12 protein-coding genes are annotated in these 13,440 nt (G+C 51.5%); 4 read left to right on the top strand and 8 right to left on the bottom strand.

Features of this window, described 5'->3' with window-relative positions:
* The first annotated feature begins 342 nt into the window (after positions 1–342).
* Both H8S80_RS02165 and H8S80_RS02160 read left to right on the top strand, forming a co-directional pair.
* On the top strand, positions 343–1,077 hold the full coding sequence (locus tag H8S80_RS02165; protein WP_002600524.1) for a response regulator transcription factor: 735 nt from the start codon (positions 343–345) through the stop codon (positions 1,075–1,077).
* Positions 1,067–2,902 (top strand): sensor histidine kinase, encoded by a 1,836-nt coding sequence (locus H8S80_RS02160; RefSeq protein ID WP_117630114.1) that lies wholly within the window; start codon positions 1,067–1,069, stop codon positions 2,900–2,902. The genes H8S80_RS02165 and H8S80_RS02160 overlap by 11 nt, the downstream gene beginning before the upstream one ends.
* 79 nt (positions 2,903–2,981) lie before the next feature.
* Here H8S80_RS02160 and H8S80_RS02155 read toward each other — a convergent pair whose 3' ends face one another.
* From H8S80_RS02155 to H8S80_RS02135, 6 genes are all read right to left on the bottom strand, one after another.
* Positions 2,982–3,179 (bottom strand): hypothetical protein, encoded by a 198-nt coding sequence (locus tag H8S80_RS02155; protein WP_147338516.1) that lies wholly within the window; start codon positions 3,177–3,179, stop codon positions 2,982–2,984.
* Between the two features lie 561 nt (positions 3,180–3,740).
* Complete coding sequence (locus H8S80_RS02150) at positions 3,741–5,135, bottom strand: serine hydrolase (protein ID WP_117630112.1); 1,395 nt, start codon at positions 5,133–5,135, stop codon at positions 3,741–3,743.
* Between the two features lie 452 nt (positions 5,136–5,587).
* Positions 5,588–7,774 (bottom strand): protein translocase subunit SecF, encoded by a 2,187-nt coding sequence (gene secF, locus H8S80_RS02145; protein WP_117630111.1) that lies wholly within the window; start codon positions 7,772–7,774, stop codon positions 5,588–5,590.
* An 84-nt stretch (positions 7,775–7,858) separates the two neighbouring features.
* The gene (locus tag H8S80_RS34575) at positions 7,859–7,984 is read right to left on the bottom strand and encodes a hypothetical protein (protein ID WP_270467472.1); all 126 of its coding nucleotides are present in this window, start codon (positions 7,982–7,984) and stop codon (positions 7,859–7,861) included.
* 1 nt (position 7,985) lies between these two features.
* Positions 7,986–9,968, bottom strand: coding sequence for an FtsX-like permease family protein (locus tag H8S80_RS02140; RefSeq protein WP_117630110.1), 1,983 nt, complete (start codon positions 9,966–9,968; stop codon positions 7,986–7,988).
* Positions 9,961–10,728, bottom strand: a complete 768-nt coding sequence (locus H8S80_RS02135) for an ABC transporter ATP-binding protein (RefSeq protein ID WP_002600529.1) — start codon at positions 10,726–10,728, stop codon at positions 9,961–9,963. The genes H8S80_RS02140 and H8S80_RS02135 overlap by 8 nt, the downstream gene beginning before the upstream one ends.
* A 187-nt stretch (positions 10,729–10,915) precedes the next feature.
* Here H8S80_RS02135 and H8S80_RS02130 point away from each other — a divergent pair, with 187 nt between their 5' ends.
* Complete coding sequence (locus H8S80_RS02130) at positions 10,916–11,131, top strand: hypothetical protein (protein ID WP_025530798.1); 216 nt, start codon at positions 10,916–10,918, stop codon at positions 11,129–11,131.
* Positions 11,132–11,150: 19 nt separating this feature from the next.
* Here the strand turns inward: H8S80_RS02130 and H8S80_RS02125 are convergent, their stop codons facing one another.
* Positions 11,151–12,212, bottom strand: a complete 1,062-nt coding sequence (locus tag H8S80_RS02125) for a sensor histidine kinase (protein ID WP_117630109.1) — start codon at positions 12,210–12,212, stop codon at positions 11,151–11,153.
* Positions 12,209–12,880 (bottom strand): response regulator transcription factor, encoded by a 672-nt coding sequence (locus H8S80_RS02120; protein ID WP_117630108.1) that lies wholly within the window; start codon positions 12,878–12,880, stop codon positions 12,209–12,211. Before H8S80_RS02120 ends, H8S80_RS02125 begins: the two co-directional genes overlap by 4 nt.
* A gap of 187 nt (positions 12,881–13,067) precedes the next feature.
* Between H8S80_RS02120 and H8S80_RS02115 the strand changes: the two genes are divergently transcribed.
* Entirely contained in the window at positions 13,068–13,328 is a 261-nt protein-coding gene (locus tag H8S80_RS02115; protein WP_055660234.1) for a putative signal transducing protein, read from the top strand.
* Positions 13,329–13,440: the final 112 nt, after the last annotated feature.

Genomic DNA, 13,440 nt, shown 5'->3' with positions numbered 1-13,440 from the left:
GTTTTTAGAAAAATACTGCACGTTTAGAACTGCTTATACCCGAAACCGGAACTGGAACCGGAGCGTAATCCGGTGGAGCCAGACCCGGCAGCGAAGGCTTGCGGCAGGCTGCGAATGGCAACAGTTTCCATTCCCTTCGGAACATAACTCATGGACTGTATTCTATCATGCCCGCTTATTTTTGCGCCCCTGTGCCGATTGTGAACGCCTATCATTTCAATCTATCATTATTTTATCCGCCTATCTCTATTTTAGGGAAAATCGATTTCATGGTTATACCTTTGACTGTGGCAACTTTCCCATGATATACTGGAATCACTTAATTCTGGGGGAGGAAATACCATGTATGAACTACTGATCGTAGATGACGAGGCCAGTTCCCGCGATATCCTCGCGTCCTGTTTTCCGTGGGACGAGCAGGGCTTTCACGTATGCGGGCAGAAAGACAGCGGCCAGGAAGCGCTGGACTATCTAAAGGATCATTCCGTCCACGTAATCCTGACCGACATCAGCATGCCCGGCATGGACGGGATCGAGCTGGCAAAGAGTGTTTCGGAGCTGGAAGGTGCCCGGCCTATGGTCGTCTTTTTAAGCGCCTACGATAACTTTAAATACGCACAGAACGCGATCCGGTACGGCGTCCGGTATTACGTTTTAAAACCGACTAATTTTTCAGAGCTGAAGGAGATCTTCGGAACCATCCGACATGAACTGGATGCCAAATATAATGTAAGTTCTGACGATACCCAGGACTACTCCACCGATGAAATCATCCAGAAGGTCTTAAGCTACTTAAGTCAGAATTACAGGGAGGGCTCCCTGTCCTCACTGGCCGAATCCCTGTATTTAAACCCCTCTTATTTAAGCCAGCTGATCAAACAGAAGACCTCCAAAACCTTTTCCGATCTGCTGGGCGAGGCGCGGATGAAGCAGGCCGCCCTGTTCCTCAAGGATCCTGACACCAAGATCTACAACATCAGCAACATGATCGGCTATGTGAATCCCAACAACTTCGCACGGGCCTTCAAGGCCTACTGGGGCGTCACCCCGACCGAGTACAGAAGCCATGAAAAATAAATCAATCCTTGAAGGTCTGGAACGGAAATACCATTCCACCACAATCCGTTTTTTCATCAGAAGCCTGCTGGTCAACAGTCTTCTGATGCTGATCCCTCTTCTGCTCATCGGCCTGTACAGCATATTCCGGACAACGAATGAGAGTACCAGCGAGGCCGAAAAGAAGGCCTCGGTAATCTTAAACCAGGCCGATGACATTCTGGAGACCTTTTATACCCACGTGGACAACGCATACCTGTTCTTCGCGTCCAATCCCAGGGTGACGCTGCAGTTAAAGAACGCGTTTGATGAGAAATCGCTGACGCTGGATTCCATCAAGTCCGTCGAGAACATTTCGCTGAACTTTCAGAACCTGATTTACACCGACGGCTATTTGAGGAATATCTATGTCTATTATAAAAATGACTACAGCCGGATCTTCGTGCCCTTAAGCTCAAAGCTCATCTCCTTTCCTCCTGACAAGGAAAAGGACGTCTTAAACTCCTACGGTCACGCAGGCGAAGAGGACGTCTGGATGGAGTTTTCCGATGATCCGCTGCTGTATACAGAATACCGGACTCCCAGCCTGTTGGTCTACCGGAAACTGTACCGCCGAACCACCGATATCCAGAACGGACTGGTCATCTTCAGCTTCAGCGCGGACAAGCTGAAGAGCGAACTGTCCGGCCTGCTGGAATTTCCGGATCAGAAGCTCTTTCTGATGGATGCCTCCAGCCGCCTGGTCTGGCCTTCAACGGAGGAATTTCCGGAAGGCGCCCTTCTGGATCTTGCGGCGCAGATGGCCTCCCTTCCTGCCACCTCCCCTGCGGACGCCGTCAACCTGGACTATAAATCGTATACTGCTACGTACCTGCCGTCACCGAGATCCTACGGATTTTCGTATCTTCTGCTGACCCCCAGGAATGAAATCTACCGAACGGCCATCAGTCTGACCAGCATGTACATCATCATCACGCTGGCGGCGATCGCGGTAGCCTGCATGATCGCATTTTTCAAGACACGGCACGATTACAAATACCTCGATAAGATTATCAGCGTATTCAGCACACCGGATACCGCAGTCAATCAGATCCGTCAGCCAAAGAAAGGCAGCTCCAGCCCATTTGAATACATCTTGTTCAACGTAATCCGCCTCTTCATCGAGCAGGACTACTTAAAAATGCAGGATTCCGAAAAAGCAGCCAAGCTCCAGCTCTCCAAAATGCAGGCGCTTCAGCACCAGATCAATCCCCACTTCCTGCATAATACGTTAAACAATATTTACTGGGAATCCGTCAAACTGACCGGCTCGGAGAACCGGTGCAGCCAGATGATATCGTATCTTTCCGCGATCATGCGCTACTCGCTCAGTGATCCCCAGGATAACGTAAAGATCCAGGAGGAGATCAACTACTTAAAGAAATACCTTGAAATTATGAAGCTCCGCTACACCGACCGCTTCGATGTCAAGTTTTCCCTCGCGCCGGACTGCTCTATCTACCCGGTCAAAAAAATGATTCTGCAGCCCCTCGTCGAGAACGCGATCTACCATGGAATTAAAGAAAAGAAGGAAAAGGGTCTGATCTCCATCTCCATTCACAGAAAAAAGGACCGTATCTACTTCACCATTTATGACACAGGAAGGGGCATTCCGGCCGATCAGCTGGCTTCGATCAGAGCAGGCCTAAAAGAGACCAGCCGAAACTCCAATCAGCATATCGGACTGGCGAACACCAATTCCCGTCTGGTCTTATCCTACGGTGAAGGCTCCGTTCTGCATATGAACAGCCGCTGTGGAAAGTTTACCGTAATCTGGTTTTCCATACCGGTACCTGACGAAACATAAAAGAAGAAGGCATGCTGCGGTTACCCGCACATGCCTTCTCCTCTATTCCTGAACCTCTTATCCGGCCTCCATCCGCCTGCTACTGAATGGACACCCGTTTAATCTCACTCCTGGACTTAAAAAGCCCTGCCAGCCGTATATTGTCAGATTTGCACGACTCGTTCCGCAGCGTCTGTTCGATGAACCGCAGGATGTCCTCTCCCGGATTCTCACGAAATTCGATCTCCAGCTCTTTGTCTTCCTCGTATCTTCCTACTCTGCCTTTCGCAAAATGCACATGCAGGTTTATGCACTCAGCCCCCCCCTTTTCAATAATTTTAAAATTTCCTCTTGCCATTTTACCCGTAATTATAGTAGAATATACGCAAGCACACCTCTTCATTGAAACCGCAAAGGCTCTGTGAATAAGAATCCCGTTATGTAACCCTGATAAAACTCATGGTTGCGAAGACACTTATCTTACAGTATGAAGCAGGTATGCTTGGGGTCCGATAATCGAACCCAAGCTATATGTATCTACCATAAAGAGATACAATACTCTGTTCGCAGAGGCCTGTCAGGCATATCCAAAACAGGCAGGCTGCCGTCAATCAGCCTATTGTAGCCAATGTTTGAGGTAGGAGACAAGCATAGCATGTCGTACTACGTGTAGTTGAGTTACAAGCCTATGCCTGAACCTGCCCCGCTTTATCGGGCATTTGACATGGGCAATTGACAACCAATTAGTCCGCCGCATAACGCGGCGGACACCAGCCTCAGCACATAGATAAGCTGTTCCATGACAAATTCGTTCAAATTATCACCTCTGTCCGGATCGTCCTGTATGGCGGATTGTCTTCTACTTCACCCATACGCCGGACGCATCCAGCGTATATCCATCCGGAGTCACCGTATTCTTCATCATCGCCCCATCGGCGCCCAGGTAAAACCATTGGCCGTCGGACTCCACCCAGGTACTGGAAGCCATAGCGCCGCCGGACTTGAAGTAATACCACGCGTCGTTGGAATAATGGCGCCAGCCCGTAGCCATGGTCCCGTCGGAATCGAACCAGTAATCAGCCCCGTCTATCGTCATCCACTCATTGGCGGCGCGGTTTCCGTCGTTCTTTACAAAGTACCACTTTGCCCCCTCCTGCTGCCACTTTGCAGTCTGGGAGCCTCCGCTCTTCAGCGCAAAACCGTAGTCCAGCAGAGCCGAGGTATCCGTATACTGTGTAGACTTGCTCTTCATGATAACCGCGATCAGACGCACGCCGTCCCGCTCCGCACATGTCACCAGCGTGTTGCCTGCCAGTGAAGTATATCCGGTCTTTCCTCCGATAACGCCCTGGTAGTATCTGGCGTCATTGGGATAAAGCATCTTGTGGCCCAGGGATATCGTGCGGGCCGCCGCCTTCTGCGTCGCCGGAATCTGGTAGCTTAAGGTCGATGCGATCTTGCTTACCGTACCATTCTGAAATGCCGCCCGTGCGATCAGCGCCATATCATGAGGCGTCGTATAGTGGTTGGAATTGTTGAGGCCGTTCGGATTGACGAAATTCGTGTTCGTACAGCCCAGCTCCTTCGCCCTGGCATTCATCATGTCCGCAAACTTGCTGATACTCCCCGCCGTATGCTCGGCCAGACCGTTGGCCACCTCGTTGGCAGATTTTAAAAGGAGACCGTAGAGACTCTGACGCACCGTCAGCTTGTCCCCTTCCACCAGTCCCAGTGTAACAGCACCGGACTCCAGATTCGTAACCGCTGTCTTGGAAAATGTAACCGTATCGTCGAGACTGCACTTTTCCGCTACCAGAAGAGCTGTCATCAGCTTCGTGATGCTGGCCGGGTAAAACTTCGTCTCTGCCTCCTTCGAATAAAGCAGATTTCCCGTGGCCGCATCCATGAGCACCGCGCCCTGAGCCTGGATCTCCGGCTGTTTTAATGTGTTCACCACACTGCCGCCGGTCCCGCTTCCCTGGGTGGCCCCTGGGCCTGCGGAAGTACCCGGCCCTGTCGAGTTCCCTGTTCCAGCGGAAGTTCCCGTTCCCGTCGAATTCCCTGTTCCCGTCGAAGCTCCCGGGCCGCTCTGGGTATTATCCCCGCCAGGTCCCGCTGTCTCCGGCCCTGAAATTCCGTTATCCGATCCGCCGCTTATGGGCGGGACGATCGGAATATCACCGAAGGCCGGTACCGAAGCCAAAAGGCTTAAGCTGATTGCAATGCTCCATATTCTGTTAAAGCGTTTTACCATGTCTGTTTCTCCCCGTGTCATCCTGTATTCTGTATTATGTACAATAACCTTTATCCTGCATCGGCACACAGTACGGTCCGCTGTCCCGCCTTAGGCCGGACAACTGCCAGGTAAAATCTTATATGCCGATTTTTATCTGTAGTATTTCCTTGTTTCAATCCACGCTCGATAATTTCACAGAGTGCGACTACATCTTATAGATGCGCGGCTTGACTTCATGTCAGCGAGGGATACCGATTTTTCTCTGCCCGCCACTGCCGTTAAGCTTGTTTTTGGCGTTTCATCCCTCCACCTGCAGAGGTGGGGGAATTCTCGCTTGTTTCCTTAAACAGTATAGCACAAAATTGCACGGATACGGATTAAAATTTTCTTACAATAAGAGCGCACGCCCGGCGGAGGCCGGAACCGGATAATCCGGTCCCTGTCTGCGCCAGGCGTGCTCATTTTATGCCTTATCTTTTTTTACTTTCTGCCTTATGGGCGTTTTTCCACATGGCCCAAATCACGCTGGCCACGCAAATAGAAGAAAAGCATCCGCTCACAAGTCCGAATAACAGAGGCAGGGAGAATTCAAAAATGGACTGGATCCCAAAATGCCACGATGCAATCACCAGGATCAGTACGCTGATGCACGTCGTCAGCGAGGTGTGCAGCGACCGTCCAAGACTCTGTGATACGCTGGTATCCACCAGCTCGTCGATATTTTTACACTTATGAAGATTCATGTTCTCTCTGATCCGGTCATAGATGACGATCGTATCATTGATGGAGTAACCGATGATGGTCAGCACCACCGCCACAAACGCGTCATTCAGCGGAATCGCAAAGATCAGGAACGCACACAGCACGATCAGCACATCGTGGATCAGCGCGATCACCGCAGATACTCCCGCAGAAAGGCCCGAAAGGATGGAAAACCGGATCCAGACATACACCGTTATCAGTACCGCCGCCAGAACCATGGCGATCACGGCGTTGTGGAGCGTCTTCTGCCCCATATACGGCTGAACCGCATACGTCTCCGACAGGGTCGCCGTAAAGCCATCCTGATAGCCGTTTAAGATCTGCGTCACGTATTCCTGGCTCTCCGGGCTGATGCCTTCCTGCCCTGCAAAGGTCAGAACCATGAACTGTTTTCCAAGGCCATCCTCCTTTGTCAGGCGGACATTTACATTTCTTCCGGTCTCGCCGGATACCTTGGCAGCAACGGCGTCGGAATTCACATCGGCCGCGCCCTCGATCTCATACTTTAACGTCGTTCCGCCCGTAAACTGGGTGTCCAGGCTCACTCCGTTCTTCATAAATCCCAGCACGCCGGCCAGGAGCATACAGATGGAGATGGCAAACCATATGTATCTCCGTTTCATGATCGGATAAATCTTCTGGTTCTTCTTCACCTTATACCACTTCAAATCGTGGAATCTGCCTTCCCGTATGATGGAAAGAAGCACAGTCCTGGAGAACCAGACGCCCACCACCAGGTTGATGATCAGGCCCACAAGCAGCGTATAGCCGAAGCTCAGCATGGTGCCTGAACCGAAGAACATCAGGATTATCGCCACGATAGCGCTCGTCAAGTTTCCGTCCAGCACGGAAGAGAAAGCCCTCTTGTATCCCCGTTTGACCGCCTCGGTCAGCGAAACGCCGTTTCCAAGCTCCTCACCGATACGCTCGCTGATGATAATGTTGGCATCCACCGCCATACCTATGGTCAGTATGATACCGGCGATACCGGGCAGTGTCAGCGTATACTGCGGGATCGAGATCGCCAGCAGCTGTATGGAGGTCTGAAGAATCAGGCCAAAGCATGCCACCATTCCCGGCAGGCGGTACATGGCGATCATGAAAATACAGATACAGAAGAATGCTACCACACCTGAAAATACCATGATATTCAAGGCATTAGAGCCCAGGCTCGGGCTGATGGTGCTGAAGTTCTTCGTCTCCATGGCGTACGGCAGGGCACCCGCATTGATCTTGTCCGATAAGCTCTTTGCGGACGCATACGACTCCATGCCGTTGATCACGGCGTTGCCGCCCGTAATCTTGTCCTGCACCACCGGATTGGAGATCAGCTCCTCATCCATGTAGATTCCCATGCGGCGGCCTACCAGTTTACCGGTAGCATCGGCAAATTTGTCCGCGCCGTCCTTTGTAAACTGCAGCTCCACCTCATATTTTTTAATTCCGGTCTGGTCCGAATACTCTACGGGCCGGCTGGTGGAGATGTCCCTTCCCTCCAGCATTACAGTGCCGCTCTCATCCCGGAAGGTCAAATTGGCCATGTCGCCCAGTTCCGCGATGGCAGCCTCCGGCTTAAAATCCTTTTCGTCGGATTTCCACGGAAAACGGACGATTACATAACCCTTTTCATTATCCGTTGTCACCTCGCGGTCCGTGATATTCTTATCATCCAGTCTCGTCTCGATTATATTCCTGGCCGCTTCGATCTCATTCGGCGCGGGATTCCGGTCTAAGCCCACTGGCTCGAATACGGCCTCGACGCCGCCCCGGATATCGATTCCAAATCTCATGTCCCCCGCGCCCTTAATGTCTTTTCCAAGGCCGAAGCATGCGGTATAAACCGCAAGGATGACGATTACCGTCAGGATTCCAAGTGTTTTCTTTCCTGGTTTCATAGTGCTCTCCTTTTCGTCTCATCGTAGTCTTCTTATCGTCATTCATTATAGACTGTTATGAGAGAAAATGGTGCTAAGAAACCATTAAGATTTTCCCCGGTCCCTCCACCAGCGCTCTTCTTCCAGTTCCTTCCGGATCTCCTGTATGAATAAAAGCAGCACAACGATGGATATGGACCCCATGATCCCCATCAGAATCTTCACTGACACATCACCTCTTTACAATTTCATAATATTTTTTAGAAGTAACCCCATAGATCACCCCGTAAAAGACAGCAAACAGCAGTACCGCCCCGGCCGTGGACACGGCAAACAGCCCGACATTCCGCAGATTCAGCAGTGCCAGCAGCCTTGCGATCATCGGAAATGCGAAACAGATATGGACAGCGGCCGTAACCAGAGGCAGAAAGAACATGGTGAGCACCTGGGAACGGATGGCGCTCTTGATCTCGCGGGCCGACAGCCCCACATTCTGCATGATTTCAAACCGCTTCTTATCCTCGTAGCCCTCGGAAATCTGCTTGTAATAGATAATCAGCACCGTCGCCATCACGAACAGCGTTCCCAGAAACAGTCCGACGAAGAACAGCCCTCCGTACAGGGAGAAAAAGGACCCCCGCTCCATGGCTGCGGATTCGAGGCGGCAGGTCAATCCCAGACCATTTAACCGTTCCTCCAGATCTTTGTACAGTCTGGCAGACCCCTCCTTGCCGTCTCCGGCGTCGAAGGCCACATAGTAAATGGGTCTGGATTTCGCCTCCCCGTAGGCCTCGGCCTGCTTTTTCTCCATCTCCTCCAGCTGGGAAAAATTCGGCAGGACGATATGAAGGCTTCCCACAGACCCCATGGCGTCCATACCGTCCTCTACGGTCTGGCCTTTTAAGCCGGCGACATCGTACCGTCTTCCAAAGATGGAAAATGTATCCCGGTCGTAACGCATCCCATCCGCAAGCACCATCACCTGATCATCACGCAGGCTGACATTTTGCCCTGAAATCCGGTTATAGTCCTCCAGAGTCATGAAGAAGAGATAGTCCAGGCTGTTGTAGTCCGCCAGATTCTCCTCCCTTACCTCGTAGCCGTCTCCCGTATCCACCGCGGCAAAGCTGACATAGCGGTAGCTGACAAGCCCTTTTGCGGTCTCCCCCGCATCCTTTAAGACACTCTCCACAATCCCGTCGGTCTTCGCGGCCGTGTCGTCGGAATAATCGTACACCGTCACCACGTAATCCCGTTTAAAACGGTTTCTCATCACATCGTCCAGTCCCACATAGAGGGAAACCGTGGAAGAAAGCATGACTAAAACCGCTGTTGACAGAAGGCAGATCACAGACAGACCGGCCGCATTCTGTTTCATCCGGTATATCATACCTGAGACAGAGATGAAGTGGCGCGTCTGATAATAATAGCCTTTATTCTTTTTCAGCAGCTTCAGCAGCGTAACGCTTCCCGCAGTAAATAAGAGGCCGGTACCGGCAATCACGAACAGAACCGCGATGAAGAAGGCAAAAATGATCATCGCTGTCCGCTCCGTCGAGACAGCAATCCAGTACCCCGCCGCCAGAGAAATGACACCCAGCACAGCCAGCAGCCACGGCGCCTTCGGCTCCCGCTCCCCCGCCTGCTTTCCCGCCAGCATTTCCACCGGCCTCGCCTTTACGACCTGCCATATATTATAGAAGAGAATCACCAGAAATATGACGCCAAAGAGCTTCACACACGCAAAAGCCGCCTCCGGGACGAAACTGAAATCCCAGGAAATATCCAGTTTCATCAGGCGGTACAGCAGCAGCGCAAAGACCCGGTACAGCAGAAAACCGAGCAGAATCCCGGACACCAGGCTCACCGCCGCCGTAAGCAGCGTCTCGATCGCCATGATTCGGGCCAGATGCTTTTTCCCCATGCCCAGGACCTGAAACAGCCCGAATTCCTGCTTTCTCCGTTTCACCAGAAAGCTGTTGGTGTAAATGAGAAACATTACGGAGAACACGGCCATGACCACGCAGCCAAGCATCAGAATAAATGCCATGGAGCCGCCTCCCCGCATACGGGCAAAGCCCGGATTCCCCGTCAGGGAAGAGATAATATAATACATCATCACGGAGCCGATGCAGGTCAGAAGATACGGAACCGTGACGGCTGAATTTTTCTTTAAATTCTGAATGGCCAGCCTTGTGTAAAACAGGTTATTCATCGCGGCCACCTCCCGCCTCTAAGACGGCCAGAGTATCGGAAATCCGCTGATACATCTTCTCCTCCGTCATTTCGCCGCGGTAGAGCTGATGGAACACCTCCCCATCCTTGATAAACAGCACCCGTTTTGCATGGCTGGCCGCCTTGACGCTGTGGGTTACCATCAGGATTGTCTGCCCCTCCCGGTTGATTCCTCCGAACAGATCGAGAAGCTGGTCGGAAGCCCGGGAATCCAGCGCGCCCGTAGGCTCATCCGCCAGAATGATCGCCGGGTCCATCACCAGAGCCCTGGCAACCGCCGCCCTCTGCTTCTGGCCGCCCGAGACCTCATACGGAAATTTCTTCATAAGCTCCTTAATCCCCAGCTTTCCCACTATGGGGTCCGCCTTCTGTTTCATTTCCCCGTAGCTCTTCTTTGCCAGAACCATGGGCAGATAGATATTGTCCTCCAGAGAAAACGTATCCAGCAGATTAAAATCCTGAAACACGAAGCCTAAGTGGTCTCTGCGGAACGCGGCCAGTTCTCCCTCCGGAATCGTTTTCATATCTCTTCCGTTTAAGAGGACGGCGCCTCCGGTAGGTTTGTCAAGAGCGGCTAAAATGTTTAATAGTGTGGTTTTCCCCGATCCTGACTCTCCCATGATCGCGACGTATTCTTCCTTTTCCACCGTAAAACTGACTCCGTTCAGTGCATTTATCTGATTTCCTCCGAAACGGGTGGTATAGACCTTTTTTAATTGATTCACTTCAAGCAATGGCATAATGCTGCCTCCTTTCCTATGACAGCAGTATATCAGACGGGAAAGAGCGGCCGCCATCGATGAGGCTTACATTTTTCTGCGTATCCTTACAAAAATGTAAGGGAAGCTTAAAGACTGGGACCGCATTCCGGTGGTATACTGAAATCACAAACAGATCGTTATCCATGCAGCGGAAGGAGGTATTTCCATGTACAGCAGTTTTGAACAGCGCGCACGCCAGAGGGGCGCCTACACCATTCAGGAATTTGAAAACACCCATGGACGCCCTGGCAAATCCCGCACGCCCATATCCGGATATAACCCCAAAAAAGCCATGAAACAGGCGGAAAAAGCGTATTTGGAATCCATGGGAATCCATAAGAAATCCCTGTTTCAAAGGATTAAGGGGCTATTTATTTCATAGGCCAGCTTCAGAAGCCTCTCTATTCCGGTATAAATTTCGTCATATCCAGGCGCAGCTTCACTTTCGTCCCCACTCCTGGTTCCGATTCGATCACCATCTCGTGCGCCAGACGGGTCATGACCTTTTTGCACAGATAGAGGCCGATTCCCGTCGATCCCTGACCCGCTCGGCCGTTACAGCCCGTATACCCGTTCTCGAACACCCTGGGGATGTCCTCCGGGGTGATTCCTCTTCCCGTATCTTCGATCACCAGCGTCCGTATGACTTCCCCCGCCTTACGTTTTGCCGAGCTCCGTTCGGAGGGACTTTCCGTCTCCTGATAGACCGAGATTCTGCCGCTCTCCGTGTACTTTAACGCATTGGACAGAAGCTGTTCTATGACGAACAGAAGCCATTTTTCATCGGTCCGTACCAGACAGGCTGCGGGTCTGTAATCGAGTGCGATCTTTTTCCGGATAAATACCGGAGCATACTTGTGAATGGCTTTTTTGACGATGGCGTCCAGCGAGCATTCCCGGATGACCAGATCGGCGGAAGGGCTGTCCGCCCGCAGGTACTGAAGCACCATTTCCACATACTGTTCAACCTTAAAAAGCTCATTGGACAGCTGGCTGTGGTCCGTTTCTCCGCCAGGGTGTGTTTGAAGAATCAGGTTCATGGCCGCGATGGGGGTCTTTACCTGGTGAACCCACATGGTATAATAGTCTTTCATCTCCGTCCGCTTCTCCTCTTCCTCCCGAAGTAGCCGGTCCCTCTCCTCATAGGAAGAGGCGAGAAGCCTCCGGTACAGAAGCTCCAGCTGATCGGAGGTCTCCTCAAAGGGTTCCGCATACCCCGTCTTCTGGGCCGCCATTCGCTCTAAGTCCCCACATTTTTTGCAGTAACGGGAAAAGCTTCGGACGGACAGAAGGAGCCCCGGCACCGCTCCCAGAATCCAGGCGTAGAGCACCGCCTCCACGGGAAGACGGTACAGCCAGAATACGGCCGCACACAGGATTCCGCCGCAGACGCCCGCCGTAATTACCGTACGATTCCTTTTTAAATAGAGGCCTGTCAGAGACAGCAGCTTCCTTCCCTTCATTTTACCATGTACCCCATGCCTTTCTTCGTGACAATGAAATCCTCAAGGCCAACGCCGTCCAGTTTCTTCCGGAGCCGGTTCACATTGACGGTCAGCGTATTGTCGTCCACATAGCTGTCCGTCTCCCACAGCCTCGTCATCACCTCTTCCCTGGAGACGGTACGCCCCGCCTGTTCCATGAGAAGCTTAAGAATCCGGAATTCATTCTTGGTCAGTTCCACTTTCGTCTCCTGATGAGTCAGAGTGGCGTCATTGATGTTCAGGACTGCTCCGCCGTGTTCGATCAGGTGGTGATCCCCTGCAAAATCATACGTCCGCCTGAGCATAGCCTGGACCTTGGCCGTCATCACATTCAGATCGAAGGGCTTTGCTATAAAATCATCGCCTCCCATGGAAACCGCCATAATAATATTCATGTTGTCGGACGCCGAGGACAGAAAGATCACAGGCACATTGGAAAGCTTTCGAATCTCTCCGCACCAGTAACAGCCATTAAAGTATGGCAGCAGGATGTCCATCAGGACGAGATGCGGTTCGAAAGCCGCAAATTCGGCCAGCACATGCTTCAAATCCTTCACACAGGCCGCCTCATAGCCCCACTCCCGCAGGTGATTCTGCACGGTTCTGCCGATTACCTCATCATCCTCGACAATCAGTATCTTATACATTGGCCGCCTCCTCATTTACTTTCGTTCCCTATTCTACCAGCCAAATCTTAATTTTTTCTTTAAATATTTCAGAAGCTTTGCTAAGGAACTGTTCTGTTTTAAAACCGTATGGATTTTTAATGAAAATGTAAAGAAGTCCGGAACCGGAAGTGGTATACTGAAACTAAGAAGAAAGGGGGATTTGACCATGATTACCATATTTAACCGCAAAGAGCTGTACTCCGGTTTTTCCATGGTGGAATGCTCCCGTATCGGACGGATTCTGAAGAAGAATAAGATTCCTTATATCATAAAGGAGTGCGATTTGAATCCGATAAGACCGGGATTCATTTCCACATCCGCCCCCATGATACAGACAAAGCCCATAAGAGAATACTATTTATACGTAGATAAAAAAGATTACGAGGAAGCCAGCTTTCTGCTCACCTGTGAAGAGGGCTGCGTCTGACCTCCCCATCCCCGGAACGTACTGCATGGATCACGCAGTGCCTGATAACGCCTTTCATACAAAAGGCCGGGAAACCAAAGTATGCTTCTTTGGTTTCCCGGCCCTCTCTCTG

This window comes from Hungatella sp. L36 (assembly GCF_014288035.1).
The sequence above is the reverse complement of the archived record's forward strand: the minus strand, read 5'-3'. Positions and strand labels throughout refer to the sequence as shown.

Coding starts and splice junctions, on each gene's coding strand:
- H8S80_RS02140 (WP_117630110.1), bottom strand. CDS start 9,968: ATGAATAACCTGTTTTACACAAGGCTGGCCATTCAGAATTTAAAGAAA.
- H8S80_RS02135 (WP_002600529.1), bottom strand. CDS start 10,728: ATGCCATTGCTTGAAGTGAATCAATTAAAAAAGGTCTATACCACCCGT.
- H8S80_RS02125 (WP_117630109.1), bottom strand. CDS start 12,212: ATGAAGGGAAGGAAGCTGCTGTCTCTGACAGGCCTCTATTTAAAAAGG.
- H8S80_RS02165 (WP_002600524.1), top strand. CDS start 343: ATGTATGAACTACTGATCGTAGATGACGAGGCCAGTTCCCGCGATATC.
- H8S80_RS02160 (WP_117630114.1), top strand. CDS start 1,067: ATGAAAAATAAATCAATCCTTGAAGGTCTGGAACGGAAATACCATTCC.
- H8S80_RS02130 (WP_025530798.1), top strand. CDS start 10,916: ATGTACAGCAGTTTTGAACAGCGCGCACGCCAGAGGGGCGCCTACACC.
- H8S80_RS02150 (WP_117630112.1), bottom strand. CDS start 5,135: ATGGTAAAACGCTTTAACAGAATATGGAGCATTGCAATCAGCTTAAGC.
- H8S80_RS02120 (WP_117630108.1), bottom strand. CDS start 12,880: ATGTATAAGATACTGATTGTCGAGGATGATGAGGTAATCGGCAGAACC.
- H8S80_RS02115 (WP_055660234.1), top strand. CDS start 13,068: ATGATTACCATATTTAACCGCAAAGAGCTGTACTCCGGTTTTTCCATG.
- secF (WP_117630111.1), bottom strand. CDS start 7,774: ATGAAACCAGGAAAGAAAACACTTGGAATCCTGACGGTAATCGTCATC.